This window comes from Stenotrophomonas sp. PD6, from assembly GCF_049199305.1.
Lineage (GTDB): Bacteria > Pseudomonadota > Gammaproteobacteria > Xanthomonadales > Xanthomonadaceae > Stenotrophomonas.
Genome location: NZ_JBLZQD010000003.1, coordinates 373956 through 400836 on the forward strand (window position 1 = coordinate 373956; position 26881 = coordinate 400836).

The 26881-nt window shown below is 67.1% G+C and carries 31 protein-coding genes and 1 tRNA gene; 5 read left to right on the top strand and 27 right to left on the bottom strand.

Annotated features, from left to right (window positions below; translation table 11 throughout):
- Window positions 1–32: 32 nt before the first annotated feature.
- From ACOZHM_RS07505 to ACOZHM_RS07610, 22 genes are all read right to left on the bottom strand, one after another.
- Entirely contained in the window at window positions 33–341 is a 309-nt protein-coding gene (locus ACOZHM_RS07505; protein ID WP_421568569.1) for a hypothetical protein, read from the bottom strand.
- Window positions 338–664, bottom strand: coding sequence for a SymE family type I addiction module toxin (locus ACOZHM_RS07510; protein ID WP_421568570.1), 327 nt, complete (start codon window positions 662–664; stop codon window positions 338–340). Before ACOZHM_RS07510 ends, ACOZHM_RS07505 begins: the two co-directional genes overlap by 4 nt.
- A gap of 601 nt (window positions 665–1265) precedes the next feature.
- On the bottom strand, window positions 1266–1508 hold the full coding sequence (locus tag ACOZHM_RS07515; RefSeq protein ID WP_421568572.1) for a cyclase: 243 nt from the start codon (window positions 1506–1508) through the stop codon (window positions 1266–1268).
- Window positions 1509–1554: 46 nt separating this feature from the next.
- Window positions 1555–4650 (bottom strand): autotransporter outer membrane beta-barrel domain-containing protein, encoded by a 3096-nt coding sequence (locus tag ACOZHM_RS07520; RefSeq protein WP_421568573.1) that lies wholly within the window; start codon window positions 4648–4650, stop codon window positions 1555–1557.
- Window positions 4651–4869: 219 nt separating this feature from the next.
- Window positions 4870–5250: a hypothetical protein gene (locus ACOZHM_RS07525; protein ID WP_421568574.1), complete on the bottom strand. Its 381-nt coding sequence runs from the start codon at window positions 5248–5250 to the stop codon at window positions 4870–4872.
- An 18-nt stretch (window positions 5251–5268) separates the two neighbouring features.
- Complete coding sequence (locus ACOZHM_RS07530) at window positions 5269–5553, bottom strand: HigA family addiction module antitoxin (protein WP_421568576.1); 285 nt, start codon at window positions 5551–5553, stop codon at window positions 5269–5271.
- A 92-nt stretch (window positions 5554–5645) separates the two neighbouring features.
- Entirely contained in the window at window positions 5646–5885 is a 240-nt protein-coding gene (locus tag ACOZHM_RS07535; RefSeq protein WP_421568577.1) for a hypothetical protein, read from the bottom strand.
- The gene (locus ACOZHM_RS07540; RefSeq protein WP_421568578.1) at window positions 5875–6363 is read right to left on the bottom strand and encodes a hypothetical protein; all 489 of its coding nucleotides are present in this window, start codon (window positions 6361–6363) and stop codon (window positions 5875–5877) included. The genes ACOZHM_RS07535 and ACOZHM_RS07540 overlap by 11 nt, the downstream gene beginning before the upstream one ends.
- A gap of 318 nt (window positions 6364–6681) precedes the next feature.
- Window positions 6682–6756: transfer RNA gene (locus ACOZHM_RS07545), tRNA-Val, on the bottom strand.
- 65 nt (window positions 6757–6821) lie between these two features.
- Window positions 6822–7175 carry a PilZ domain-containing protein gene (locus ACOZHM_RS07550; protein ID WP_421568579.1) on the bottom strand — a complete coding sequence of 118 codons (354 nt, stop codon included), beginning with the start codon at window positions 7173–7175 and terminating at the stop codon, window positions 6822–6824.
- Window positions 7172–8131 carry a DNA polymerase III subunit delta' gene (locus ACOZHM_RS07555; protein ID WP_421568581.1) on the bottom strand — a complete coding sequence of 320 codons (960 nt, stop codon included), beginning with the start codon at window positions 8129–8131 and terminating at the stop codon, window positions 7172–7174. The genes ACOZHM_RS07550 and ACOZHM_RS07555 overlap by 4 nt, the downstream gene beginning before the upstream one ends.
- On the bottom strand, window positions 8124–8792 hold the full coding sequence (tmk, locus tag ACOZHM_RS07560) for a dTMP kinase (protein ID WP_421568582.1): 669 nt from the start codon (window positions 8790–8792) through the stop codon (window positions 8124–8126). Before tmk ends, ACOZHM_RS07555 begins: the two co-directional genes overlap by 8 nt.
- Window positions 8789–9847 carry an endolytic transglycosylase MltG gene (mltG, locus tag ACOZHM_RS07565; RefSeq protein WP_421568583.1) on the bottom strand — a complete coding sequence of 353 codons (1059 nt, stop codon included), beginning with the start codon at window positions 9845–9847 and terminating at the stop codon, window positions 8789–8791. The genes tmk and mltG overlap by 4 nt, the downstream gene beginning before the upstream one ends.
- A 111-nt stretch (window positions 9848–9958) precedes the next feature.
- A complete protein-coding gene (locus tag ACOZHM_RS07570) occupies window positions 9959–11314 on the bottom strand; it encodes an aminodeoxychorismate synthase component I (RefSeq protein ID WP_421568585.1) in 1356 nt (451 codons plus the stop codon).
- Between the two features lie 88 nt (window positions 11315–11402).
- Window positions 11403–12665: a beta-ketoacyl-ACP synthase II gene (fabF, locus tag ACOZHM_RS07575; protein ID WP_421568587.1), complete on the bottom strand. Its 1263-nt coding sequence runs from the start codon at window positions 12663–12665 to the stop codon at window positions 11403–11405.
- 136 nt (window positions 12666–12801) lie between these two features.
- Window positions 12802–13041, bottom strand: a complete 240-nt coding sequence (gene acpP, locus ACOZHM_RS07580) for an acyl carrier protein (RefSeq protein WP_421568588.1) — start codon at window positions 13039–13041, stop codon at window positions 12802–12804.
- A gap of 152 nt (window positions 13042–13193) precedes the next feature.
- Complete coding sequence (fabG, locus tag ACOZHM_RS07585; protein ID WP_421568589.1) at window positions 13194–13937, bottom strand: 3-oxoacyl-ACP reductase FabG; 744 nt, start codon at window positions 13935–13937, stop codon at window positions 13194–13196.
- A 75-nt stretch (window positions 13938–14012) separates the two neighbouring features.
- Complete coding sequence (fabD, locus tag ACOZHM_RS07590; RefSeq protein WP_421568591.1) at window positions 14013–14957, bottom strand: ACP S-malonyltransferase; 945 nt, start codon at window positions 14955–14957, stop codon at window positions 14013–14015.
- Window positions 14958–15040: 83 nt separating this feature from the next.
- A complete protein-coding gene (locus tag ACOZHM_RS07595) occupies window positions 15041–15823 on the bottom strand; it encodes a serine/threonine protein phosphatase (RefSeq protein ID WP_421568592.1) in 783 nt (260 codons plus the stop codon).
- A gap of 117 nt (window positions 15824–15940) precedes the next feature.
- Entirely contained in the window at window positions 15941–16918 is a 978-nt protein-coding gene (locus tag ACOZHM_RS07600; protein WP_421568593.1) for a beta-ketoacyl-ACP synthase III, read from the bottom strand.
- 88 nt (window positions 16919–17006) lie between these two features.
- Entirely contained in the window at window positions 17007–17204 is a 198-nt protein-coding gene (gene rpmF, locus ACOZHM_RS07605; RefSeq protein WP_017357626.1) for a 50S ribosomal protein L32, read from the bottom strand.
- Between the two features lie 108 nt (window positions 17205–17312).
- Window positions 17313–17822 (bottom strand): YceD family protein, encoded by a 510-nt coding sequence (locus ACOZHM_RS07610; protein ID WP_421568632.1) that lies wholly within the window; start codon window positions 17820–17822, stop codon window positions 17313–17315.
- Between the two features lie 107 nt (window positions 17823–17929).
- Between ACOZHM_RS07610 and ACOZHM_RS07615 the strand changes: the two genes are divergently transcribed.
- Window positions 17930–18502, top strand: coding sequence for a Maf family protein (locus tag ACOZHM_RS07615; protein ID WP_421568594.1), 573 nt, complete (start codon window positions 17930–17932; stop codon window positions 18500–18502).
- A gap of 3 nt (window positions 18503–18505) precedes the next feature.
- Here ACOZHM_RS07615 and ACOZHM_RS07620 read toward each other — a convergent pair whose 3' ends face one another.
- Window positions 18506–20347, bottom strand: a complete 1842-nt coding sequence (locus ACOZHM_RS07620; RefSeq protein WP_421568595.1) for a glycosyltransferase family 39 protein — start codon at window positions 20345–20347, stop codon at window positions 18506–18508.
- Window positions 20348–20387: 40 nt separating this feature from the next.
- Here ACOZHM_RS07620 and ACOZHM_RS07625 point away from each other — a divergent pair, with 40 nt between their 5' ends.
- The 4 genes from ACOZHM_RS07625 to ACOZHM_RS07640 are packed head-to-tail and all read left to right on the top strand — an operon-like array spanning window position 20388 to window position 24759.
- Window positions 20388–21341, top strand: coding sequence for an AAA family ATPase (locus ACOZHM_RS07625; RefSeq protein ID WP_421568596.1), 954 nt, complete (start codon window positions 20388–20390; stop codon window positions 21339–21341).
- 1 nt (window position 21342) lies between these two features.
- The gene (locus ACOZHM_RS07630) at window positions 21343–22299 is read left to right on the top strand and encodes a DUF58 domain-containing protein (RefSeq protein ID WP_421568598.1); all 957 of its coding nucleotides are present in this window, start codon (window positions 21343–21345) and stop codon (window positions 22297–22299) included.
- Complete coding sequence (locus ACOZHM_RS07635) at window positions 22292–24238, top strand: transglutaminase TgpA family protein (RefSeq protein WP_421568600.1); 1947 nt, start codon at window positions 22292–22294, stop codon at window positions 24236–24238. Before ACOZHM_RS07630 ends, ACOZHM_RS07635 begins: the two co-directional genes overlap by 8 nt.
- Complete coding sequence (locus tag ACOZHM_RS07640; RefSeq protein ID WP_421568601.1) at window positions 24235–24759, top strand: Slp family lipoprotein; 525 nt, start codon at window positions 24235–24237, stop codon at window positions 24757–24759. Before ACOZHM_RS07635 ends, ACOZHM_RS07640 begins: the two co-directional genes overlap by 4 nt.
- Window positions 24760–24815: 56 nt before the next feature.
- Here the strand turns inward: ACOZHM_RS07640 and ACOZHM_RS07645 are convergent, their stop codons facing one another.
- The 4 genes from ACOZHM_RS07645 to ACOZHM_RS07660 form a co-directional block, all read right to left on the bottom strand.
- Window positions 24816–25175, bottom strand: coding sequence for a histidine triad nucleotide-binding protein (locus tag ACOZHM_RS07645; protein ID WP_421568603.1), 360 nt, complete (start codon window positions 25173–25175; stop codon window positions 24816–24818).
- A gap of 17 nt (window positions 25176–25192) precedes the next feature.
- Window positions 25193–25789 (bottom strand): recombination mediator RecR, encoded by a 597-nt coding sequence (gene recR / locus ACOZHM_RS07650; RefSeq protein WP_421568605.1) that lies wholly within the window; start codon window positions 25787–25789, stop codon window positions 25193–25195.
- Window positions 25790–25791: 2 nt separating this feature from the next.
- Window positions 25792–26112 carry a YbaB/EbfC family nucleoid-associated protein gene (locus ACOZHM_RS07655; RefSeq protein ID WP_421568606.1) on the bottom strand — a complete coding sequence of 107 codons (321 nt, stop codon included), beginning with the start codon at window positions 26110–26112 and terminating at the stop codon, window positions 25792–25794.
- Between the two features lie 6 nt (window positions 26113–26118).
- Window positions 26119–26881: DNA polymerase III subunit gamma/tau C-terminal domain-containing protein (locus tag ACOZHM_RS07660; RefSeq protein ID WP_421568607.1), on the bottom strand; the 763-nt coding region annotated here is incomplete at its 5' end.

Genomic DNA, 26881 nt, shown 5'->3' on the forward strand with positions numbered 1-26881 from the left:
GTGCCCATCGACCGCGTAGAGGCGCTGCTGCCTCACCCCGTCCCGAACGGGGTGTTGTGCCAGCCGTACTGTCGCTGTGCCACCTCATCCAGATCGCGGTCGTCGCCCTCCGCGAGCGACGTGGACGACGCCAGGCTGACCACCGCGCCAGCTGCAATGCGGACAGCGGTGCTACGCCGCCGTCCATCGGTCGCCTCCGGGGCGGACTGCGCGGCCACGTACGCCTCCATCAGCTGCCGCAGCACCTGCGCAGCTGGCCTGCATTCGCGCGCCGCGGCTGCCTGGAAGCTGGCCCGCAGCTCGTCTTCCATCTTCGCCTGCATCAGAACGTTCCTGCTCATGACTGGCTCCTGCGGGCTATTTCCCGCTGTTCGCGCTGAAGTTTCCTGGGTATCTTCGGCACCACCGGCGCGGGTCGCTCGATGACCGTAAGGGTGATGACACCCTCCTTAGCCTCCACCGCCAGCTTGGCGCCAATCACGAAGCCGATGTCACGCAGCCAGCGACCACGCAGCTGGATGTACGGAATTGCTTCCGCGCGGCTCATCGAGTCGATGGCGTCGTACCACTGCGCGGAGACTTTGTAGCTGCGTGCGGGGCGGGAGTAGCCTGCCCTGCGCTTGGGGACTTCGTCGAGGGGCGTGTCCGCCCACTGAGTAAGCATGTTGGACCTCCAGTTTGGAGCGCCCTCGCCGGGATGGCAGGGGCGTCGGGAGGCTAGAAACCGTCAAATGAGACCCGGCATGGCGTATTTCCTCGGGGGTGTTGTATTAGCCACCCTCCCGACAAAGGAACGTCCAACTCTCTCACGTTAGAGTTTCTAGGCTCTGGAGAACACCATGCGGGATGATGCGGACGATGGGAAATCGCTTGTTTCTGCATATTTTTGCGATTCAATCACCCCAGCCTACGGAATGACGCATACAGCGCACCGTTTTGGTACGTGCGGCAATTTTTTCCAATTGATTTGCCATCAATGACGACGGCGGTCACAGTCGATTCGAGTCGCTACCTCTAGCATCCGTTGCCGCCAAGACCGTCACAGGAAACTCCACTCATCATGTTGCTTACATCAAGGCTCTTCTCTCACTGGATTCGATCGAGCTACCGGCAGCCAAAGCGCGCCTATTTCGACACATCGAACCCACCGCCGCGAGGCCCGAGACCTCCTCCACCGCCGAACCCGCCGCCCCCTCCGAAACTGGCTTGAGGGAAATGGGTAGCCCTGCCGCTCAACTTCGAACGAAACGATGGAGAGCAGTCCTTCATTGGTTGCTGTCGGCCCCCGCCTCGGCTTCCAATGGCCGCTTGTGCGGCTCCTCGATGATTCGCTTGTTGAGTATGCGCACGGTGCCCACCATCAACAGCCGCATATCGCGAACGATGTAGTCGGCGAGCGCGTCATCTTCGATGTCATCGCCATCGATATCCAGGCGAAACTCCTGCCCCTGGATTCCGCCACCGTTGCTGAACTCGATTTCAAAATCGAAGCAGACACGCTTTTGCATGGAAGCCATCCGGTTCGTGCAGCCCATTTTTCCGGATTCTCGCACGCTACCAGTGCCAGCGCATGCCCACGTTTCCATTCCATGCCGTCTCGTGGCCGTCGAAGCTCCAGGTGTAGTCGAGGCCGGCAAACAGGTAGCCGCTGCGGCTCACCTGCCACGTGCCGCCCGCCCCCAGCTCTGCCCAGCTGTCGTCCAGATCCGCGCTGAAGGGCACGTAGCCGGAAGCGCTTGAGAACTCGGTGGTCGGCGAGCCACTGAACTGGTGCCAAGCGTTGAGACGGATCCAGCCGCTGGTCGCAGGTGCCCCGCCCGCCGCCCCGCTCCCGGTACGACTCAGGCGCAGCCCCAGCCGGCCCACGGTGGAATCGCCATCGCGGTAGCGCACGCGAGCGGTGGCGTCGACCAGATCGTCGATGTCGACCTTCTGCCAGATGAGCTGTGCCTGCGGTTCGATGTGCCAACCGGCGCCGTCCTGCTGCGCGGCGCCGATGGCCCAGGGCCAGCCGCCCTCTACCGAGACCAGCGCGCCGTCGCCATGGGTGAAGATGTCCGGCAAGCGCGTCGAGCGTGCACGCAGGTCGTACCCGGTGACCTGCGCGACAGCGTCCACGTACGCGCCTCGGGCGTTGAATGCCGTCCAGTACGCGCCCACCGTGTGCGCGTTGAAGTCGTCTTCGCCGGCGTGGAAGTCGATGTCCAGCAGATGGTGGCGCACGCTGCCGCGCGCCTTTCCGTAGGCCAGGTAGGCGCCGGCGTGTTGATGGCTCCCGTCATCTCCGACAGCTCGGTACAGGTCCAACCCGACCTGCAGCGCATCGAAGGTGTAGTCGAAGCCAGGGCCGCGATTGCCGTAGATACCCAGCTTGCCGCCATCGCGCTCGCCGTCATGGCGCAGCACGCGCACCCAGGCACCGTTCATGCCGCCCGTGCCTAGGTCGTCTCGCTGGCCCAGCAGGTGTTCATCGCCGACCCGCTCATGCAGCGTACCGACGATGGCGCGACCGTAGATGGCCGCCATGGTCGGCAGCGCAGCCCCCAGCGATACCTCCTGCCGGTACGAGGGCGCAGGCGGTTCGGGGGGCACCGGCGGAACCGGTGGTGTCGGCGGCTCCGGCGGAGGCGTGGGTGGGTCTGGGGGTGTTGGGGGATCCGGTGGCGGGGGTGGCGGTGGCGGCGGAGGGGGTGGTGGCGGCGGTGGTGGTGCCGGGCAAGGCGGCGATGGCGCACCTGGCGATGCACAGTCGACCACCGACCGAAGAAACCAGCTGTTCTGGGTATTCGCGCTCCCTACCCCGCCCAGCCCGCCCTGGTACAGGAAGTACTCGTAGGGGCCGGCCACTACAGGCGACGACAGCGAGAAACTGCCTGCACCGGTGGTGGCGCCATTGAGGGCGACCACCAGCGGAATGCCATTCTGCTGGGTGACCGCGCCGCCGCCACCAAGATTGGTTACGGCAACGCGGGTGGCACCCGTGGCGCTGCCGCCGTCCACAATCAAGTGATCGGCAGGTGACGTATCGCCGGCCAGCACACTGGTAGCGGCCAGGCGGCCGTTCTGCCCGAGGTAGTCACCCCGAACCGTGAGCTGGCCCGTGGGCATCACCGTGCCTGCGTTCGCCACGTTGCCAACCACCACACCGCTGCCAGCCAGTGTTCCCGGCGCAGAAACTGACCATTGCGGGCTGCTCAACGTGCCTGTCACCCGGAGCGTGCCGGTGTCGATCATGGCCTGTTGCGCGAAGGTCCCGTCTCCCGAGAGTGTCCAGTCCTGCCCCTGCATGCGCAGCAGCTCGAACGCCTGGAACAAGGCTGCAGACTCGGTACCAGTGCCCTCCAGGAACAGGGTGTCAGTACCAGGGCCGGCCAGTACCGTGCCGACCAACCGCGAGCCCGTACGCAGCGTCATGCGGTCGTCGTAGGCGGTCGTCTGATCGAACCGTACCGCCACCGTGCCGGTACTCTCCAACGATCCCGCATTGATGACGGTGCCGGGCGCGTTGTTGAGCGCAATCGCCACGTTGCCCCGGATCGATCCGGCGTTATCCACCGTGACCGGACCGGAATCGTCGGCAAGCGTGGCGTTGCCACTGTAGACGCCGTACACAGGCCCGATGAGCGAGCCGCCGGCCTGGTTGATCACCTGTGCGCCGGTCAGCGCGTATGACGCGCCGATGTAGACCGCCGCGCCCGAGCCGGCCGTCGCGCCATTGCCACCGACAAAGCTCGATGCCGTCGCGGTGATCGTGCCGGCGTTGGTCAGTACATTGCTGGTATTGAAGCGGCTGCGGACGTAAGCGACGCCGCCCGCACCGGTAATCTGCCCACCCGCGCGATTGGTGATTTCGCCGCCGCCATACGACCAGATTGCCGGCCCGGTGGTGCTTGAAAGTACGCCGGCGTTATCCACCATCAGGTCCGTAAAGAGATCCATGCCTCCCACTGCGGAGCCAGGCCCCTGGATCAACCCACCGGCCGCATTGGTCACGCGCGTGGAGCCGTGAGTGACGCTGATACCCAGTCCACCGGCATTGAGCGCCGAGATGCGGCCGCCACTGCCATTGGTGATGGTGGGCGTTGTGGTCGCATTGGAGCCGGTGGTCAGTTCGATGCCCGATACCCCGCCCTCGATCACTCCCGTGTTGGTGATGTTTGCGCCGATTCCAGCGTTGGGCAGACTGCCATATATCCCGCGTACCCCGCCCTTGATCAGACCGGTGTTGGACAGTGTCAGCTCGCCCGAGGTGTACACGCCGACGTTGCCGGTGCTGATGGTCCCGCTGTTATCAACGGCAAGTGCCACCGTGTTGTAGACACCAAAGCCGTTGCCGCCCACGGTGCCGTTGTTGATGAAACGACTTCCATTACCCTGCAACTGCACTGCGGGTTGGACGCCGGTAACCGTTCCGGAATTGGTGAGCGTCCACGCGTCTCCCGCCGCGCCCAGGATGCCGTAGCCAGATGCAGGCAAGACCGAAATCCCAGCCACCACTGTTGCGGTGCCGCCGCCTGCCGGCAGCACCACGGTGGCGGTGCGATTGGTATCGACGACGACCGTGTTCTGCGCACCGGCTTCGATGCTGGCACCCAAGAACCCGGCGCACACGACGGTCATCGGGCCCAGCGCGCGCAGCGTGGTGCGCACGGCAACGGCCAGCCTCGCCGGTAACGGCGCTCGTCCCGAGACATCCATGCTGCCACCCGACCAGATCGCTTGGGAGCGTGAGCGCCCACTGTTGGCCTTCGGTGCAATTCGGGCAACCGCTTAACTACTGGTGCTTTTGCGTATTTCTACTGAGCCTGCCCATGCGCGCGCCGCGCAAACGCCGCAGCGGCATTCCCCGGCGGTGTTGGCGCCTCCCGGTCACGCCCTGCGTGAGAACAGCCACAGGACCAGGAACACCGGTACTGGCGACAGCAGCATGAGGATGCCGAGGCCGATGTTGGCGCCGCCGCCGGTGTTCATGAAACCGTCTGCGTAGTACCAGCCCCACAGCGCAAGCGAGGCCACCAGCCCAGCGATGTAACCCCTGCTCAGGTGCGGTGGCCGCCGCATGGCGGCCCACAGCGAGAAAAGGGCAAACGGCGCGAAGGCCAGTGCAGTACGCACCCAACGCGGGTGCACTTCAGACCCCATTCCAAATGTGCGCGACCTCAGAAGATCGAGCAGCCACTCAACGCCCCACACGATGGCGAGGGCGTACACAATGGAGAGAAGCATCAGCTGCGCGGCACTGGTACGCATGGAAGTTTCCGGTCTTGCCTAGCCCACCTCGCGGCTGGCGGTCTCCAGATCGTAGTGCATCTGGAGGTTCATCCAAACCTGCGCCGTTGCGCCGAAGCAGCGCGCAAAGCGCAGGGCGGTGTCGGCGGTGATGGAACGGCGACCGGCAATGATGTGCGAGACGCTGACGGGTGAAATTTCAATTGCTTTCGCCAACGCCCTGGCGGACATGCCAAGCGGGGCCAGAAATTCTTCTGCCAGAACTTCGCCTGGATGGACCGGCGGGTGCATGGTGGCGATATTGCTCCCGTTGACGCGCCTCATCTTCTCATCCGCTCCAGCTTTCAGGAATCACTCACCCCGCCGAAGCGGGCTCGCTCAGCGCCAACAAAGCACTGCTGCAGCGGGCTGGCGACTCACCGCTTCGTGAACTGTTCCAAGGTCAATCCTGCAGCCACCATGGCCGCCTTGCTTCTCGAAGGGTCCCTGAGAATTTGATATGCGGCCTTCTTGGCCGGTGAAAAACTGCTCAATACTGTGTAGTGCTGTGACGCATACAAGCGGGCGGCCGTCTTCTCCCGCTTGCTGTTCGCTCTGTCGTGGAGCACCTTGTAGGCGGCCGCCGCCACATCCTCGGAAATCGGTTCATTTGACACGTTGAGCCTCCTGAACTTGCTTGATGATTGCAACAGGGGAAGGATCGCGCAGGGCAACGAGCACAATCAATACAAGAAGAACTGAAAACATGAGCGTACCGACGAGTCCGGCGGCCACGTTGGCAAGAAACTTGGGCCAGAACCTGCTGCTTGATCGAATTTCGGCTACCACGACGCCGTCCATTGCCGCCCTCTTATAGCCCTCATCAATAGACCTGGTAACCTCTTGGGCGTACGCATTCAGCACGTTCTCCGCATTGCCGCGTGCCCGATCCAATGCCGAACTGGGCAGCTGTTCGTACCAGGTCCGAACCTGATCGCTGGTGGTGGCCACCCCTGATTTTGCCTCTACATGACGCATCCAATCGATCCGCTGCTCCTCAAGGACCGCGAACGCGAGCAGCCCGAGAAGCCAGCCCTCTGGAGCCTCCTCGACCAGGCACTTGTACACGTCCTGCGGACCTGAAATATCGTTCATGTCATTCCTCCATCCATGCCCACCGCACTGGATCGTTCCCTCGAATGTCATCGGTCAGAGACGCATCAACCCGCCGGCGGAAACCAGGGGCGGTCAATGTTCAAATGCTCTGCCAGCTGTGCAGAACAGAGTGTCGCCTAATGCGGCGAATGGGAAATCGCTTGATTCTGCTGATTCTCAGGACTCGATCAGCTCAGCCTACGGTGTGGCTTGAGCGGCCTGACAGCCAAATGGACTGGCGCTGCGTAGCGCGATACGCCTGAAGAGCGCCCACGAAAAAACCGGCTTTCGCCGGTTTTGTCTTGACGCTTCAATTCATGGTGGGCGGTGCAGGGTTCGAACCTGCGACCCTTGCCGTGTGAAGGCAATGCTCTACCGCTGAGCTAACCGCCCGATGCTGCTGAGCCGCTCATTATAGGGCGGCAAAATTCAACGTCAACGGGTTTTCTGAAATTTCTTCACATCGTGTGCGTGGGCTTGTCCGAATTCAGCGTGCCGGCCAGCGCGGTCTCGATCTTGTTGCGCACGTTCTCGCCTTCCTGGCCGTCGGCCAGCTGCACGCCGATGCCCGCCGCGCGGTTGCCCTGCGCGCCCGCCGGGGTGACCCAGACCACCTTGCCGGCGACCGGCAGGCGCTCGCTGGAGTCCGGCAGGGTCAGCAGCAGGAACACCTCGTCACCCAGGAAGTAGCGCTTGGGCGTGGGCACGAAGATGCCGCCGTTCTTCACGTACGGCATGTAGGCGCTGTACAGCGCGGTTTTATCCTTGACGGCCAGCGACAGGATGCCTTGGCGGGCGTTGGTGGCGCTCATGCTCTATTCCCCTTTGCTTGCCGCTCGTTGACCTTGTTCCAGGCCAACAACAATTCCACCACCGCCAGGTCGGCGCGCACAGTGGTGCGCAACAGATCGCGGGTACGGTTGGCGGCGTCGAACCAGGCCCCCAGCTTGTGCAATCGCTCCGGATCGGTCAAGCCACCCCCGGTGGCCTGGGCGAGCGCCAGATCCGCCGCGTGCCGCAGGCGCAGGGCCGCGTGCTCGTCATTGGTCCAGCGCTGGGCCAGCTCCACCGCGCCGGAGCGGCCGGCGACCAGGCCTTCGAGGTCGGTGGCCACCTGCCGGCGCAGGGCCAGGCCGTCGTGGCGCAGCCAGTCGTCGGCCAGGCCGGGGTGGCCGCGTGCGGCGTCCAGGGCTTCGCGGGCACTGGCCTCGCTGTGGCCCTGGGTCTGCAGCCACGCGAGACTTTCCTCGCGCGGCGGCAGTTTGAATTCCAGCCGCTGGCAGCGACTGCGCACGGTGGCCGGCAGCCGCGCCGGGTCGCTGCTGATCAGCCACAGGTAGCGGCCGGGCTGCGGCTCTTCCAGGGTCTTGAGCAGCGCGTTGCAGGCGGCGCGGTTGATGGCGTCGGCCGGGTCGACGATCACCACCTGGGCGATGCCGTACTGCGGGGTGAGCGAGAGCTTCTGGGAGATCTCGCGCACCTGCTCGATGACGATCTCGGTGCGCAGCTTGTCGCCGGTCTTGTTCGGAATGAACGAGACCAGCTGCAGGTCCGGATGGGTGCCGGCGGCGATGAGCTGGGCGCTGCGCAGGGCGGCGGCGGGCTCGCCACGGCACAGGACGTGCTTGGCCAGGCGCAGCGCCACCTCGCGCTTGCCCAACCCGGCCGGGCCGCAGATGAGCAGGCCATGGCCCAGCCGATCGGCGTCGAGCGCGGCCACGGTCTGGTCATAGGCGCGCTGCTGCCACGGCGAGAAGGTGTCAGTCACGGGGGTGCTCCTGCGCCAGCCAGGCGTCGATGGCGGCCACGACGGACGCGGCCACGCCGGCCTGGTCCTGGCTGGCGTCGATGAGGCGGAAGCGCGCGGGGTCCTGCGCGGCGCGCTGGCGGAACACGGCGCGCACCCGCTGGAAGAAGTCGTCCTGCTCGCTTTCGATGCGGTCCGGCCAGAGGTCGCGGCCGTTGGCGCGGGCGCGGCCCACGGCCACGTCCACATCCAGCAGCAGGGTCAGGCCGGGCAGCAGGCCCACGGCGCGGCGCTCAAGGTCGGCAATCCACTCCGGCTCAAGGCCGCGGCCACCGCCCTGGTAGGCGTAGCTGGAATCGGTGAAGCGGTCGCTGAGCACGTAGCAGCCCCGGCGCAGCGCGGGCTGGATGACCTGGCGCACGTGCTGGGCACGGGCGGCGAAGACCAGCAGCAGCTCGGCCTCGGCCGAGAGCGGCTCGGCGGCCACCTCCTCGTCCGGGGTGAGGATCAGCGCGCGGATGCGCTCGGCCAGCGGGGTGCCGCCGGGCTCGCGGGTGAGGACGACCTCGTGGCCACGCGCGTGCAGGGCCTCGCGGATGGCGTTGATGGCGGTGGACTTGCCCGCGCCCTCGCCGCCCTCAAGGCTGATGAAACGCGGGTGGCGGTGCAGCGCGGGGCTCACTGCGGGGCCGCCTGGCTGCGCTGCTGGCGCAGCTGCTGCAGGTAGCGGGCCACGGCGGCGTTGTGCTCGGCGTAGGTGGCCGAGAACACGTGCGCGCCACTGCCGTCGCCTACCGCCACGAAGTACAGCGCGTCGCCCGCGGCGGGGCGCGCGGTGGCCTGCAGGGCGTCACGGCCCGGCATGGCGATCGGCGTGGGGGTGAGGCCGGCGCGGGTGTAGGTGTTGTAAGGCGTGTCGGTGGTGAGGTCGCGCTTGCGGATGTTGCCGTCGTAGCTGCTGCCGATGCCGTAGATGACGGTGGGGTCGGTCTGCAGGCGCATGCCCATCTTGAGGCGGCGCACGAACACGCCGGCAATCTGCGGGCGCTCGCTGGGCAGCGCGGTTTCCTTTTCGATGATGGAGGCCAGGATGAGCAGCTCGTAGGGCGTGTTCAGCGGCAGGTCGTCGGCGCGGCTTTCCCAGGCGGCGGCAAGCTCTTTTTCCATGGCGGCGTGGGCGCGCTTGAGCACGTCCACGTCGGTGTCGCCGCGCTGGTAGACGTAGGTCTCGGGCAGGAAGCGGCCTTCGGGGTGCTGGTCGGGGAAGCCGAGCGCCTTCATCAGGGCGGCGTCATCGAGCTCGTCGGTGGTGTGCACCAGCGGGTCGGCGCGCTTGAGTGCGGCGCGCAGCTGGCGGATGTTCCAGCCTTCGACGATGGTGACGCGGTGCTGCAGGGTGCGGCCCTGGCGCATGCGGGTGAGCAGCTCGCGCGGGGTAAGGCTGGGGTCGAGGGCGTATTCGCCCACCTTGAGCTTGCCGGAAGCGTCGAGCTGGCGCGCCAGCAGCTGCCACTGGGTGTCGGTGCCCTCATCCACGCCGGCCTTGCGCAGGTTGCGCAGCACGGTCTGCAGGCCGTCGCCGGAGGCGATGACCATGCTGGGCTGGTCGGGGCTGATGGGTTCGTCGGCGAAGCTGCTCTGGCTGCGCCAGAACCAGGCGCCAGCGGCGGCCAGCAGCAGTGCGCCAAGCAGCAGTACCGCAAGGACGGTGAGACAACCTCGTTTTACGCCTGCCATGCATACCTCGGTGGGGTGGTGCCGCCACGCAGGGCGTGGCTCTACGGGTGTGTTCGTTTCCGCGCGACACATGGCGTGCCTCTACGCGACCGCCCTACAGCATACCTTGGCTCATTCGTGGCGGCCGAGCGCGCGCATGAGGCCGCGCGCCTTGGCGCGGGTCTCGTCCAGTTCCTTGGCCGGGTCCGAATCGACGACGATGCCGGCGCCGGTGCGGAAGCTGGCGCGGTCGGCGGCGACTTCGGCGGTGCGGATGAGGATGTTCAGGTCCAGGTCGCCGTCGCGGTTCAGCCACCCGAAGGCGCCGGTATACGCGCCACGCGCGGTCTGCTCCAGCTCGGCAATGATCTGCATGCAGCGCACCTTGGGGCAGCCGGTGATGGTGCCCCCGGGGAAGGTGGCGGCAATCACCTGGCCGGGGTTGACGCCCGTGCGCAGGCGGCCGCGCACGTTGCTCACGATGTGGTGCACGTGCGCGTAGCTTTCCACGGTCATCAGCTCATCCACTTCCACGCTGCCCGGGGTGCAGATGCGGCCCAGATCGTTGCGCTCCAGGTCGATGAGCATTACGTGCTCGGCGCGCTCCTTGGGGTGGCCGACCAGTTCGCGGATGCGCTCTGCATCGTCATCGCCGGCGAAACGCGGGCGGGTGCCGGCGATGGGGCGGGTCTGCACGTCGTCACCATGCACGGACACCAGGCGCTCGGGCGAGGAACTCACCACCGCCCTGCCCTGCGCGATGAACAGGCCCGCGAACGGGGCCGGGTTGGCCACGCGCAGCTGGGCGTACAGCGCCTGCGGCGAGAGTGTTTCATCGAAACGGGCCGACCAGCGCCGCGACAGGTTCACCTGGAACACGTCGCCCGCACGCAGGTAGTCGATGACCTTGCCCACGCCGTCGGTGAAGCGCGTGGGCGCGTCTTCGTCCATCTGCGCCGGTGGCTGCCACTGCGGCAGTGGCGGCAGCGTGGCGGTGGCCTGCAGATCCTCCAGCAGGGTGTCGAGCAGTGCGACGTGGTCGGTCTCGCACACGGCATGGAACTGGCCCAGCACGCGGTCATGCAGGACGGCGGCCGGGCAACGCAGCGCAAGCGCGCTGGGCAGTCCGTCGGCGCGCGCGGGCAGCGCGAGCACGGTCTCGATCTGGCCGGCCAGTTCGTAGTCCAGCATCAGCGCCCAGCCGCCGCGGAACGGCAGGCCGGTTTCCTCGCGCGGCAGGCGCAGGGCCTGCCAGTGGGCGTCCAGCACGTCCAGGAAGGTGCCCGAATGCGTGGCGCCATCGTGGTCGCGCACGCGGCCATCGGCGTGCAGGGCGAGCGACTCGCCGTTGCCCATCAGCAGCAGGTCCCAGCGCCCCTGGGCGGTGCCCGAGGCGGTGGATTCCATCAGCAGCGGATAGCGCTGCGGGGCCAGGCGCTGCAGGGCGAGCAGGTCGGTGGAATCGGGCAGCAGGCGGGTCTGGAACATGGCGGGGAAACCGAAGGGAGTGCGGGGGCCAGATACACCAAGGCCGCCATGATGGCGGCCCGGTGCAGGGGTACGGAACGTGGCGGACTCAGACGCGCTTGAACACCAGGGTGCCGTTGGTGCCGCCGAAGCCGAAGCCATTGGACATCACCACATCCACCTTGGCGTCGCGTGCGGTGTTCGGCACGTAATCCAGGTCGCAGCCCTCGCCCGCTTCGTGCAGGTTGATGGTGGGCGGGATGATGTTGTCCTGCAGGGCCAGCACCGAGAAGATGGCTTCCACGCCGCCGGCCGCGCCGAGCAGGTGGCCGGTCATGGACTTGGTGGAGCTGACCATCATCTTGTGGGCGTGATCGCCGAAGGCGGTCTTCATGGCCATGGTTTCGCCCAGGTCGCCCAGCGGCGTGGAGGTGCCGTGCGCGTTGAGGTAACCCACCTGGTCCGGGGTGACGCCCGCGTCTTTCAACGCCATGGTCATGCAGCGTGCGGCGCCTTCGCCGTTCTCGCTCGGGGCGGTCATGTGGTACGCATCGGAGCTGGCACCGAAACCGGCGAGCTCTGCGTAGATGCGCGCGCCACGTGCCTTGGCGTGTTCGTATTCTTCGAGGACGAGGATGCCGGCGCCGTCGCCCAGCACGAAGCCGTCGCGATCCTTGTCCCACGGGCGCGAGGCCTCGGTGGGCGCATCATTGCGGGTGCTCATGGCCTTCATGGCGCAGAAGCCGCCCAGCGCGGTTGGCGAGGAGCCGCGTTCGGCACCGCCCACCACCATCACGTCCGCATCGCCGTACTGGATCATGCGCATGGCAGTGCCGATGGAATGGTTGGACGTCGCGCAGGCGGACACCGCCGAGAACGACGGACCCTTCAGACCGGTGATGATGCTGAGCTGGCCCGGCAACATGTTGATGATGGTCTTGGGCACGTAGAAGGGCGAGATCTTCTTGCCCTCGTGGAACTCGATGGTCTGCTCTTCAATGCCGAGCAGGCCGCCGATGCCGGCGCCGACGATGGCGCCGATGCGCTCGGCATTGGCGTCGGTGATTTCCAGGCCCGAATCATTCAAAGCCATGAACGAGGCACCGAGGCCGTAATGGATGAAGGGGTCCATCTTCTTGGCATCCTTGCCGCTGACCCGGTATTTGCCGAACTGTTCGTTGTCGGCGGTGATGTCGAATTCCTTGACCTCACCTGCAATCTTGGTGGTGAAACGGTCCAGGTAGGATTGCGAAACGTTGGTCAGCGGACCGATGCCGGAACGGCCTTCGGTGATGCCCTTCCAACTGGTGGCCATATCATTGCCCAACGGCGAGACCATGCCCATGCCGGTAACGACGACGCGACGCTTCATTGCAGATTCTCCTGACCCGGGTGTTGCGGGTATGACGCGGTACAACGCTTAAATGCACAGGGCCGCAAGCGCGGCCCCATGGGTTTGCTGCACGCGGTGGCGGCGTTGGCCACACCCGCGTGCAAGCCGCCTGACATCAAGCCTTGACGTGGGCGGTGATGTAGTCGATTGCAGCCTGGACGGTGCTGATCTTCTCGGCTTCTTCGTCCGGGATCTCGCACTCGAATTCTTCTTCCAGCGCCATCACCAGTTCAACGGTGTCCAGCGAGTCAGCGCCCAGGTCATCGACGAACGATGCGCTGTTGGTGACTTCTTCTTCCTTGACGCCAAGCTGTTCGACGACGATTTTCTTGACGCGTTCTTGGATGGTGCTCATTAGATATCGCTCCAGATGGAGTAGTGGTTCAAAGTGACGCCATCCGAGGATGGATGACCGTGGGATAGTGTAGTGGAAACCAGTGGCGCCTTGCATGGCTGGTAAACGCCTTTCAGATCAACCACTTGCGGCGCGATCCGTGCGCCACATGCTTACGGCATGTACATACCGCCGTTCACATGGAGGGTTTCACCGGTGATGTAGCTGGCCGAGGGACCGGCCAGGAACGCCACCGCATTGGCGATGTCGGACGGTTCGCCCAGGCGTTCCAGGGCGATGGACTTGACCAGGCCGGTGCGCTGTTCTTCGGGCAGGGCCTTGGTCATGTCGGTGTCGATGAAGCCCGGCGCCACCACGTTGACGGTGATGCCGCGCGAGCCGATTTCCTTGGCCAGCGACTTGGAGAAGGCGATGATGCCGGCCTTGGCGGCGGCATAGTTGGCCTGGCCGGCGTTGCCGGTCACGCCGATCACCGAGGCGATGTTGATGATGCGGCCCTTGCGCGCCTTCATCATGCCGCGGATGACCGCCTTGGAGGTGCGGAACACGCTGGTCAGGTTGGTGTCGAGGATGGCCTGCCAGTCCTCTTCCTTCATGCGCAGCAGCAGGTTGTCGCGGGTGATGCCGGCGTTGTTGACCAGGATGGTGATGGCACCAAATTCCTTGGCGATGCCGTCGAGCACGGCCTCGAGCGCGGCCGGGTCGGTCACGTTCAGCGCGCGGCCATGGCCGCCGGACGCGGCCAGGCGCTCGCCGATGGCAGCGGCACCGGATTCGGTCGTGGCGGTGCCGATGACGGTCGCGCCCTGCGCGGCCAGTGCGTCGGCAATCGCGGCACCGATGCCACGGCTGGCGCCGGTCACCAGTGCGATTTCACCCTGAAGGGGCTTGCTCATATTCTGTTTCCTCAGACGGGACCACCCCGCCACACCGGCCCGAAGGCAAGTGCGTCACGGACGCGATCGAAAGTGTCAGGCAGCCCAGGTGTCGCGGGCGTCTTCGAAGTCGGCGGGCGTGGACAGTGTGCGCGCTTCCAGCGACTTGTCGATGCGCTTGATCAATCCGGTCAGCACCTTGCCCGGGCCGCACTCGGCCACGCGGGTGACGCCGCGCGCGGCCAGCGCCTGCACGCAGCCGGTCCACTGGACGGGCAGGTACAGCTGCTGGACCAGGGCCTGGCGGATGGCGTCCACGCCATCGTGGACGCGGGCATCGACGTTCTGCACCACCGGCAGGGTCGGCACGCGCCAGTCCAGGCCGGCCATGGTCTCGGCCAGCCGGTTGGCGGCTTCGCGCATCAGCGGGGTGTGCGAGGGCACGCTGACGGCCAGTTTGACGGCCTTGCGCACGCCCTTTTCGGCGAGCAGGGCCAGGGCACGATCGACGGCGGCGGCGTCGCCACCGATGACGATCTGGCCGGGCGAATTGAAGTTGGCGGGCACCACGACCTGGCTGCCGGCGGCCTGCTCGCAGACCTCCAGCACCAGGGCGTCTTCGGCGCCAAGCACGGCGGCCATGGCGCCCACGCCGGTCGGCGCGGCTTCCTGCATGAACTGGCCGCGCAGGCGCACCAGGTGGGCACCGTCACGCAGGGTCAGTGCGCCGGCAGCCACCAGCGCGGTGTACTCCCCGAGGCTGTGACCGGCCAGCACGGCCGGCTTGGCACCGCCCAGTGCAGTCCACACGCGCCATACGCCGATGCTGGCGGCCAGCAGGGCCGGCTGGGTGTATTCGGTGCGGTTGAGCATCTCTTCCGGGCCACCCTGCGACAGGGCCCACAGGTCCACGCCGGCGCCGTCGGACGCCTCGGTGAACGCTTCACGCACCTGCGGGTGCAGCTCGGCCAGTTCGGCCAGCATGCCCAGCGACTGCGAGCCCTGGCCGGGGAACACGAAAGCGAGATTGGAGTCGGTCACGCGGAGTTCCGCCTGCAAAAAACGAACGGCGAATGATAAGGGGGATTACCGCGCTTCGTCTGTACTGGCGCGTATTGAGGGGGTCAAACAAACATCTGCAGAATGTCCAGATCCCCGTCGGAGAAGAAGTCGAAGCAGATCCCCACCAGCATCAGCACGCCCAGCGTGGTGGCACCGTGCACGACCAGAATCCCGTGCGCCAGCGCGCGCGCCGAGCGCCCCAGCTTCATGCTGTAGCGCGCCAGGCGCTGCAGGCGGCCGGAGACTTCGTGGGCATGCGCCAGCACCGGGCGGGCGGCACCGTCCATGGCCGCCGCCATCAGCGCCTGCAGCTGCGCCGGACGGTGCTCGTAATACTTGGCCACGCCGTAGCCGAACATCAGCCAGTCGCGCGCCTGGGCCTGCGCCAGGTCCATGACTTCCAGCGGGTCTTCCTCGAAATCGATGAAGCCGATGTGCTGCCCGTCCCAGGTCAGGTTGCGCGGCAACGGCTGGCCGAAATACGCGCCCTTGGCATGCGCCGCGGCGATGGCCTGCATGGCGGCCGCTACCAGCACGTCGCGGCCGGCATCGTCGGCCTGGCGCAGGCAGGTGTTGAATGAGGTGCCGTTGTCGCCCAGCACCAGCGCGGCATGGCCGCTGCCGATCACGTGCGGCACGTTGACGCCCTGCGCCAGCAGCTCGGCCAGCCGGCGCGCTTCGGTCCTGCGCGCCGCATCGCCGCCCCGGTGCGGCGGCGGGCGCAGCGCATCGAGCTGGAAACGATGGGCAATGAAATTCAGCAGACCCAGCGCGACCGCGCGACTGCTCTCACCGTACTGCTTGAGCCAGGCGCGCTGGCCCTCGATGACGATGGGTTCGACCATGACGCAACTCCAAAAATGCAAAACGGCCCCATCAGGGCCGTTGTTGTGGCCGCACGACCCACGGTCGTGCGCTACCGGCGCAGGGCGATCCGCGTTTGCCGCGCCGCCCTTAACGCATTAATAACGCAGCAGCGCCGAACCCCAGGTGAAGCCGCCGCCGAAGGCTTCCAGCAGGAGCAGCTGGCCGCGTTCGACGCGACCCGAGCGAACGGCCACGTCCAGCGCCATCGGCACCGAGGCCGAGGAGGTGTTGCCGTGCTTGTCCACCGTCACCACCACCTGGTCCATGGACATGTCCAGGCGCTTGGCGGTGGCTTCGATGATGCGCAGGTTGGCCTGGTGCGGAATCAGCCAGTCCAGGTCGGACTTGGTCAGGCCGTTGGCATCCAGGGTTTCGTCCACGACCGAGTCCAACGCCTTGACGGCGTACTTGAACACGTCGTTGCCCTTCATCAGGATCGCGCCGCGGGCCTGCTCGCCCTCGCCGAAACCGGCCGACACGCCCACCGGGTTCCACAGCAGCTCTTTCTTGCTGCCGTCCGAATGCAGGTGGGTGCTGAGAATGCCGGTGTCTTCGTTGGCCTTGAGCACGACCGCGCCGGCACCATCGCCGAACAGCACGCAGGTGGTGCGCTCGGTCCAGTCGACGATACGGGTCAGGGTTTCCGCACCGATGACCAGCACATGGCGGGCGTCACCGGAGCGAATGAATTTGTCGGCCACGCTCAGCGCGAACACGAAGCCGGAACAGGCCGCGTTGACGTCGAAGGCGGGGCAACCGGTCGCACCGAGCTTGGCCTGGATCAGGCACGCGGTGGACGGGAAGATCAGATCGGGGGTGGTGGTACCCACCACGATCATGTCGAGCTGGGAAGCGTCGATACCGGCCGCTTCCAGCGCACGCACCGCGGCGTGGTAGCCGAGGTCGCTGGTGGTCTCCGTGTCGGCGGCGATGTGCCGCTCACGGATACCGGTGCGCGTCTGGATCCACTCATCGGTGGTGTCGACCATTTTCTCCAGATCCTGGTTGGTCAACACTTTTTCGGGCAAATAACTACCTGTGCCCGCGATCCTCGAGTAGATCCGCTTGCTCATTGCATTTCCTGTAACACGGCCATCAACACTGACAGCCGGGAAGAAAGGGGTAAAGGCCGCTGCCCGACCGGGCAGCGGCCTTCACAAATCAATCTTCTTCGACGGCCGAGTTCGACTTGGTCGTGATCACCTTCTTGCCGCGGTAGAAACCGTCAGCGGTGATGTGGTGACGCAGATGCACTTCGCCGGTGGTCGGGTCGGTCGACAGCTGCTTGGCGCTCAGGGCGTCATGCGCACGGCGCATACCGCGGCGGGACGGGGTAACACGGGATTTCTGCACAGCCATGGGATTGCTCCAAACTCAGTTCGATTAGCTTCGTCGTATCGTCGCGCAGGACGCCAGCGCCCAGCACATTCTTCGCTTTCGCCGCAGCCGCCGACGACAATCCGGCTGCTATTGTTTCTTCAGCGCCGCCAATGCCGCGAACGGATTGGCCTTGCTCTGTTCTTCTTCGGTCGGCGCCCAGTCCCGGTCCACCGCCTCGCCCTCGGGCGACAGCGGTACCACGGGCACGGCCAGGACCAGTTCGTCCTCAACCAGATCCAGCGGACGCAGGTTGCCGTCTTCGGGCACCAGCATCGCCTCGTACTCTTCCGGCAACGAGGACTCTTCGTCTTCGTTGCGGATCAGGCCGAGCCGCTGCTTCACCGACACCGGCAGCAGGAAGCGCTGCAGGCTGCGCTGACAGATCAGCGGCAGCGCGGTATCGATGGTCAGGTCCACATAGGATACCCGCAGGATGTCGTCGTGGCCGAATTCAAGCGCAAAGGTGCACTTTCCCTCGGAATCGGCGACAAGGCCTTGCAGGCGGGTCATTTCTGCCAGTTCTACCTGACCGTCGAAGCACCTTCGTGCTGCGACCATCCGCCAGGCATCCAGCAATTCGGGCACGTTCGCGGACATAAGCCGCTGAATGTTAAGGACGCCGCTGGCAGTTGTCAATTCCCCTCCCGAGGGTCGACCTCCACCCTGTAAAGTGCGGCCCACCCCATGTACCCCGGTATTGTCGCATGACTGCCCTGCTGCTCGCCTCCACCTCCCGCTACCGCCGTGAACTGCTGGAACGGCTGGGCCTGCCGCTGGAGACCGCGCGGCCGGAGGTGGACGAGACCCCGGCGCCCGGCGAGGCCCCACGGGCGCTGGCCATCCGCCTGGCGGCGGCCAAGGCGGCCGAGGTGGCGGCCCGCCATCCGGGGCGCTGGGTGATCGGATCGGACCAGGTCGCAGACCTGAACGGGGCCCCGCTGGGCAAGCCGGGCGACGTGTCCGGGGCGCACGCCCAGTTGGCCGCGATGTCCGGGCAGACGGTGGCCTTCCATACAGCGGTGTGCCTGCGCCGCGATGCGCAGGAACTGGCGCACTGCGACCTCACCCAGGTGCGGTTCCGGCCACTGGAGGCCGCGGAGATCGCCCGCTACGTCGCCGCCGAGCAGCCGCTGGACTGCGCCGGCAGCTTCAAGTGCGAGGGGCTGGGCATCACGCTGTTCGAGGCGATCGAGAACACCGACCCCACCGCGCTGATCGGGCTGCCGCTGATCGCGCTCAGCAGGCTGCTGCGCCAGGCCGGCTACCGCCTGCCCTGAGCGTCAGCGCCCGGGCACCACCAGCGCCTGTTCCTGCCAGGTCTCCACGCTGCCGTCGTTGCCGTGCAGGACCAGGCCCAGCCAATGCCGGCCCGGGGCCAGCCCGCGCGTATCGAGGGTGGCGTCGAAGCCGACGTTGGGGTGCTGCGGGTCGCTGGAGATCTTCCAGAAACCGGTGACGTCATACGGGCGGCCGTATACCGCCGTGGCCGCCGGGCGCCCATCAACGAGCACCTCCACGCGCGACAGCCCTACCCCGTCCTTGAACGCCCAGCCGCGTATCTGCACGCTGTCGCCAACCTCCGCATCGGGCTGCGGCGTGTCCAACCACGCCATGGCCGGGGTCACGCACGGCCCCTCGGCGCGCGTGGCCGGCAGGCGGAACAGCAGGAACCGCTGGTAGCCGTGGTCCTGGCTGACCACGCGCGGCGGCGGCAACGGCCCCACCTGCGCGCAGACAGCGTGGTAACGCTCCAGCAGGTCACGGTAGCGCTGGTCACTGGGTGAGAGCACCAGCAGCATCGGCGCATCGCGCTGGCCATCGTGCAGCAACCCCCACAGACCCAGCTGTGCGGTGCGACCGTGCTTGTCGTTGAGCGGGTGGCGCAGCACTTCGATGCGCGGGTCGTCCAGCTGGAAGCCCAGCTCGGCCGCCACCTTGAAGTTGCCTGCCAGCACACGGGTGCCCGGCGGCATCGCGGCCAAATCCTCGCGCACCGCGCGGGCCAACGGCTGCCAGCCGGCAAAGTTGCGCGGGTAATACTTGTCGCCGGCCAGCTGCTCGCGCAGGGCCGGCGTGGACACCATGAGGTAGTAGCCGAACGCCAGCGCCAGGCCGGCACCGGCCAACCACCAGCCGGTACGACGCAGCCAGCGCGGCCAGCCGTTGAGCACCACCGGCACCGCCACCAGCAGCGCCAGGTAACCCGGCAGCGGCCAATGGAAGCTGATGCGCTCCACGTCGGTGAAGAAGCCCAACGCGAAGATCGACGCCGTGGATACCGCACCGACCAGACCGAAGTAACGCCACTGCGCGCGCGCGCCGCCGCCGGAGCGGGTGCCGGCCAACGCCACCTTCCACATCGCGATGCACAGGATCGGGGTGACCAGCATCGGCTGGATCACCAGGAACCACAGGCCACTCCACTGGAATGCCCATGGGTGACGTTCGACCACCTGGAATTTCAGCCCGGCATCCTGGTTGTCGGCATTCCACGCCAGCAGCGGCAACCAGGCCAGCACGCCCACCGCCAGCGCCACCCATACGCGCGGATCACGCAGCGTGCGCCGCCCCTGCGGCAACAGCATCAGGACGATGAAACCCACCAGGATCACCCCGATGAAACGATAGTGGCTGAGTGCACCGATCATCAGCCCCAGCGCCAGCTTCACCGCCGCCGCCGCGTCGACGGTACGCAGCAGGCGCGCGCCGGCGTCCAGGCACAGCACCGCGGCCAGTGCCATCGGCACGTCCGGCACCGCGAGCATGCCCAGCGTGGCCGACAGCGGCATCAACAGCGTGAGGCTGCCTGCCTGCCAACCGGCAACGGCGCCAAACCAGCGCGTCGCGATGCGCGACACCAGCCACGGCAGCATCGCACCGATGGCCAGGAACGGAAGCCGCAGCGCCAGCACGTGCTGGCCACCCAGCTCCACGCCGAGACGGGCCAGCCAGGCAGTCAGGCCCGGAAGATCGGAATACGCAGCAGCCAGGTGCTGACCTTCCTGCCAGTAGAACGCTTCGTCCACGAACAAGGGCAGACGCGCGGCTATCACAAGCTTTACGGCCGTGATCAGCGTCCACAACACCAGAAAAATTGTGCGTGCGCGTTGTTCGCCCTGCATTGCTCTATAGAATCGAAGGAATCAACGACACGAGACGGACATGGATACTTCGCCCCGCGTGCCCGCCATGCTAACCGATGTAGTGCGACAAGCCCTGCGCGACGCCCAGGACCAGGTCAACGGGCTGGTGCTCGGCAAGGCCCATGAAGTGAGGCTGGCCTTCGTTGCCGTGTTGTCCGGCGGCCACCTGCTCATTGAAGATCTGCCGGGGCTGGGCAAGACCACGCTGGCGCATGCCTTGGCGTCCAGCCTGGGCCTGGGCTTCCAGCGCGTGCAGTTCACGTCGGACCTGCTGCCTGCAGATGTGCTCGGCGTCTCAGTTTATGAGGCGAGCAGCCGCCAGTTCCAGTTCCATCCCGGCCCGGTCTTCACGCACGTGTTGCTGGCCGACGAGATCAACCGCGCGCCGCCACGCACCCAGAGTGCGCTGCTGGAAGCGATGGCCGAACAGCAGGTCACGCTGGATGGCGTGACCCATCCGCTGCCGGATCCGTTCTTCGTCATCGCCACGCAGAACCCGGTGGACCTGTCGGGCACGTTCCCGCTGCCCGACTCGCAGCTGGACCGCTTCCTGCTGCGGCTGGCGTTGGGCTACCCCAATCCCGAGTCCGAGCGCGAACTGCTGCGCGGCGCCGATCGCCGCCACCTCATTGCACGCGCGACCGCCTGCCTGAGCGACGACCAGGTGCGCACGCTGCGCGAGGCCGTCGGCCAGGTACATGCCAGCGAGGCACTGATCCAGTACGTGCAGGCACTGCTGGCGCGCAGCCGCCAGCACGCCGGGGTGCGCGTGGGGCTGTCGCCGCGTGCGGGGCTGGCGCTGCTGCGCGCGGCCAAGGCGCATGCGCTGCTGCTGGGTCGCGGCCACGTGGTACCCGAGGACGTGCAGACGCTGTTTGTCGCGGTCGCCGGGCATCGCCTGGTGCCGGAGGCCGAAGCCAGCACCGGGCCCGCACTGGCCCGCGCCATCCTCCAGACCGTCCCGGTGGACTGAGATGCGCAGCGGCTGGGGAGACCGCTGGCGGACGTTGCAGTTGATGGCACGACCGCGCCGCCCGGAGGGCCTGCCGCGCCGGCTGGATCGGCGGCGCATCTATGTGCTGCCGACGCGCTTTGGCCTGTTCGTGACCGTACTGCTGCTGGTCATGCTGGCGGGCGCACTGAACTACAACAACAACCCGGCGTTGCTGCTGGCACTGCTGCTGTCGACGGTGGCCATCGCCAGCACGCTCAGCGCGCACCTGCAGTTGTCGGGACTGCAGATCGACGCGGTGTCGGCCGATCCGGTGGTGGCCGGCGCGCCACTGCGGCTGCGGGTAAGTCTGTCGCGCGCCGATGCGCGCCAGCGCCGCGGGCTGCAGCTGACGCTCGGCGATGCCGTTGCGTTCGGGCACCTGGTGGACGCCGACCAGATCGAGGTGGATCTCGCACTGCCGACCCATCAGCGCGGCTGGCTCGATCTTGATCGCATCCGCATCTCCACCACCCAGCCACTGGGCCTGGTACGCGCGTGGTCGTGGGTCTGGCCGGACACGCCGCTGCTGGTCTACGCCACGCCCGAAGCGCACGCACCGGCGCTGCCCGAGGGCGGTGGCGACCCGCTGCACACGCGTGTCCATGCCAGTGGCGATGAACTGCACCAGTTGCGCCCGTATCGCGCCGGCGATCCGCCGCGCAGCATTTCCTGGAAGCACTCGGCGCGCCGCGACACGCTGCTGGTGCGCGAGTACGAGAAGCCGGTGGGCGTGGATATCCTGCTGGACTGGCGACAGCTTGCGCCGCTTCCGCCGGAAGCGCGGATCGCACGACTGGCGCGCTGGGTCGACCTGGCCGAACGCGAGGGCCGCCGCTACACGCTGCAGGTACCAGGCAACCCGGTGCTGGGCCCCAGCCAGGGCAACAGCCATCACCACCTCTGCCAGCGCACGCTGGCGCTGATGCCGCATGGCTGAGCTGCCCGCCTCCCTGCTCTCGCCCGCCGCGCGGCGCTGGACCCTGGCCAGTGGCGCGCTGGCGCTGGTACCGCTGCTGCTGCAGTTGCCGCCCCTGCTGGCCAGTGTGTTCGCGCTGGTGGCGGTACTGACCGCCGTACTGTCCGGTCCGCGTGTGCTGCCCGGGCCGGTGCGGCTGCTGCTGGTGCTGGCCATGCTGGCGGCGGTGTATTGGCAGATGGGCCCGCGCCCGGGCCGCGACAGCGGCTGCGCACTGCTGGCGGCAATGCTCGCACTCAAATCCAGCGAACTGCGCAGCCTGCGCGACGCGCGCAGCCTGCTGGGCTTCGCGTTGTTCGCGCCGTTCTCGGCCTTCCTGCTCGACCAGGGACCGCTGACGATGGCACTGGCCGTGCTCGCCGCACTGGCCACGCTGCTCACCCTGCAACGCCTGGCCCAGGCCGAAGGCGAGGCACCCGGCTCTGCATTGGGCGGCCAGTTGCGTGGCGTGGGCAAGCTGGCCGCACTGGGCGTGCCGCTGGCACTGGCCGCGTTCTGGCTGTTCCCCCGCCTCAGCGAGCCGCTGTGGGGACTGCCCGATCGCGCGGTCGGCAAGCCGGGGCTATCCGACCACATGGAGCCCAGCGCGTGGCTGGACCTGATGGCCGACGACTCCACCGCCCTGCGCGTGACGTTCTTCGGCCCGGCGCCCGCCCCCGAGCAGCGCTACTGGCGCGGCCCGGTAATGACCCGTTTCGATGGCCGTCGTTGGGACCGGGACCCCTACAGCGAGCGACGCCCGCCCCCCCCGGTGACCCGCGCCGCGCCGCGCTGGGACTACCAGATCGACTACGAACCGACCGACCGCCGCCAACTGGTGGCGCTGGACCTGCCTTTGCAGGCACCAGCCGGGACCACGCTGGATGGCACCTACAGCCTGCGCAGCAATCGCAGCCTCTCGGCACTCACCCGTTGGCGCCTGCAATCGGCACCGGCGGCGGCGTACACCGAACCGCTCAATGCATTCCAGCGCCAGTTGGCGCTTCAACTGCCGCCCGACCTCAATCCGCGCACGGCGGCATTGGGCCGGCAGTGGCGGCAAGAGGCTGGCGGCAACGATGCAGCCATCGTGGCGCGGGCGCTGGACTGGATCCGTTCGCGCTTTGCCTACACGCTCGACACGCCGGAACCAGGCCGGAACAGCGTGGACGAATTCCTGTTCGACCAGCAGGCCGGCTACTGCCAGCACTTCAGCTCGTCGTTCGTGGTGCTCATGCGCAACGCCGGCATTCCCGCGCGGGTGGTCACCGGCTTTGCCGGCGGCCAGCGCAACCCCTATGGCAACTACTACGTGTTGCGGCGGATGGATGCGCACGCCTGGGCTGAAGTGTGGCTGCCGCAGCGCGGTTGGGTTCGGGTGGATCCCACTGCGGCGGTGGCGCCGGAGCGCGTCTACGACACCCTGGAAGACCGCCTCGGCGGCGCGGACGGCACCACGCTGGAAGGCCGCTGGCTGCAGTTGGGCCAGGTGGGTGACTTCCTGCGCCGCGGCTGGAACGACCTGGTGTTGTCCTTCGACGCCAACCGCCAGCAGCAATTATTGCGCCCGCTGGGCATCGACAGGCCGGAGCCGGCGCAGCTGATCGGCATTTTCACTACCTTCGCGGTCCTGGCGCTAGGCTGGATGGCATGGCTGCTGGCCCGGGGCGAACGCGAACGTGATCCGCTGCTGCGGGCCTGGCATCGGCTGGGGCGGCGTTACGCGCGGCATGGCCTGGCCAGGGGAACGGCGGAACCGGCCACGGACTGGGCGCAGCGCGTCCACCGCCAACGCCCCGAGCCGGCGTTGCTGTCACTCAGCATCCGTTTCGTTCAGGCGCGTTACGCTGGCGCCGAGTTCGACCCTTCACTCGTGCGCGACCTGCGCAGGCACCGCCCGTCCACCGGAGCAACATCATGAACGTCAAGATCCTGCTTCCCCTTGCTGCCTCGCTGGCGCTGGCCGCCTGCGCCACCGCGCCCAAACCGCTGCAGGGGCAGTTCAGCGTGGTCAACCCGCGCGATTCGGTGGCCACCCAGCAGGTGGGCACGCCCGTGCGCTGGGGCGGCCGCATCATTGAAACCGTGCCGGGCCAGGGTCAGACCTGTTTCCAGTTGCTGTCGCGCCCGCTCAACAGCAGCGGCCGCCCGTCCACCACGTCGTCGGATGCCAGCGACGGGCGCTTCATTGCCTGCCGCGCCGGCTTCTATGATCCGGCCGTGTTCGAGGAAGGTCGCGACGTAACGTTCATCGGCAAGATCGCCGGCTACGAGAACACCCGCATCGGCGAATACGACTACCGCCTGCCCAAGTTGGAGGCCGACGTCGTCTATCTCTGGCCGGAACAGCGCCAGGTGGACGTGGTCCCGGTCTACCCGTACGGCCCCTGGGGTCCAGGCTGGGGTCCGGGCTGGGGTTACCGCGGTTGGGGCTGGTGGTAATTACCGACCGCCGCTCGATTCGCTCCAAAAAAAAACCGCCCTCCCGGGCGGTTTTTTCATGCGTTGGGGATGCCGAAATGTCCGAGCGGCGCCCCGGCCAGCAGGTGCAGGTGGATGTGGAACACGGTCTGACCGGCGTGCTCGCGGCAGTTCATGACGATGCGATAGCCGTCCTGCGCGAAGCATTCGCGGCGTGCATATTCGGCAGCGGCCAACGCCAGCTTGCCGATCAGGTGCGCCTGCGATGGCTGTACATCGTCCAGCGTGGGAATGGCTTCGAGTTTCGGAATGAACAGCACGTGCACCGGCGCCTGCGGTGCGATGTCCTTGAAGCCCAGCACCTCGTCATCTTCATAGACGATGGTGGCGGGAATTTCGCGGCGGATGATCTTGCCGAACAGCGTGTCTTGGGTCATGGGGTCACCTGGTGGGGTTACGTCGCTTCGGTACGCGTTCCGAACGCGTGCGACAGCGTGCCGCGATCAACGTACTCCAGCTCGCCACCCAATGGCAGGCCCTGGGCCAGCCGACTGGGGCGCACCGCGTGTGCGCGTGCCAGCTGCGCCAGGTAGTGCGCGGTTGCCTCGCCTTCCACGGTGGCGCTGGTGGCGATGATCAATTCCTGCACTTCGCCCTGCTTCAGGCGTGCCTCCAGCTGGTCCAGGCCAAGCTCACGCGGGCCCACGCCGTCCAGCGGCGACAACCGCCCCTGCAGCACGAAATACACGCCACGGAAGCCCGTGGCGGTCTCGATCGCCAGCCGATCGGCCGGCGACTCCACCGCGCACAGCTGCTGTCGTTCGCGGCTGCCATTGGCACATACCGCGCAGATCTCGGTCTCGCTGAAATCGCGGCATTGCGCACAATGGCCAATGCGCTCGATCGCCTTGGCCAGCACGTCGGCCAGTTTCTGCCCGCCCTCGCGCTCGCGCTCGAGCACGTGGTACGCCATGCGCTGGGCCGTTTTCTGGCCCACGCCCGGCAAGACGCGGAACGCCTCGATCAACTGCTCGAGCAGCGGCAGGCTCACGCTTAGAACGGCAGCTTCATGCCGGGCGGCAGCTGCATGCCAGCGGTAGCCGAACCCATGCGGTTCTTCGACTCGGCGTCGATCTTGTTGGAGGCGTCGTTGAAGGCAGCCGCCACCAGGTCTTCGGTCATTTCCGCATCGGACAGGATCGACGGATCGATTCGCACCTTGCGGCACTCCTTGGCGCCGGTCAGGGTCACGCTGACCATGCCGCCGCCGGCGGTGCCGGTGACTTCCAGCTTGGCGAGGTCTTCCTGGGCCTTCTGCAGGTTTTCCTGCATCTTCTGGGCCTGCTGCATCAGTTGGGCGATGTTGCCGCGCATGTCGTATTACTCATCAAAAGGACGGATGGAATCGGTCACGACCCGCGCGCCATGCTGCTGGATGAGCAGCTGCACCGACGGGTCGGCCATGAAGGCGGTTTCGGCCGCCTGTTGTCGTTCGCCACGCTGGCGGTCGGAACGCTGGTGCAGCGTTTCGGCCTCGGCGCTGCCGTGTTCGATCACGATCCGCGGGGTCATCCCGAGCGGGCCGGACAGCGCCTCGGTCAGGGCCGCCAGCGAACGGTCCGAACACAGATACTCAAATCCGGGCGATACGGCCAGTTTCAAGACGCCGTGCTGAAATCCGATGAATGCCGCATGCGCAGCCAGCTGCCGCGATGGGCCATTCAACTGGCTCTGGGTGACCAGCTCCAGCCAGGTTTCGGCGGACTGCAGTGTCACCGGGCCGCTGGCTGCCGGTGCAGCGGCCGCCGGGGCAATCGCGATGCCCTGCGGACGAGCGGCCGGTGCCGGTACGGGTGCCGGCTGCGCCACGGGGGGCTCCGGCGGGGCTTCCCACGGGGCCACCATGGCCGCGTCGGGACCGGCCATTTCGGCGGCCAGCGCCTCGTCGCGGTCCTCGGCACCGGTCGGGTGCCACGGCGGCAGGTCGTCGGCGTCGGCCTGCTCCGCAACCGGGGCGGGCGTCTGTTTCGGCGCCGCCGGGGCGACAACCGGAACGACCGGCGCCACCGGCGCACTGGCGGCGACCGGAGTGGCCACCGCAGTCACCGCTGCCACGGGCGTGGCAGCGGCCGGTGCGGCGGCC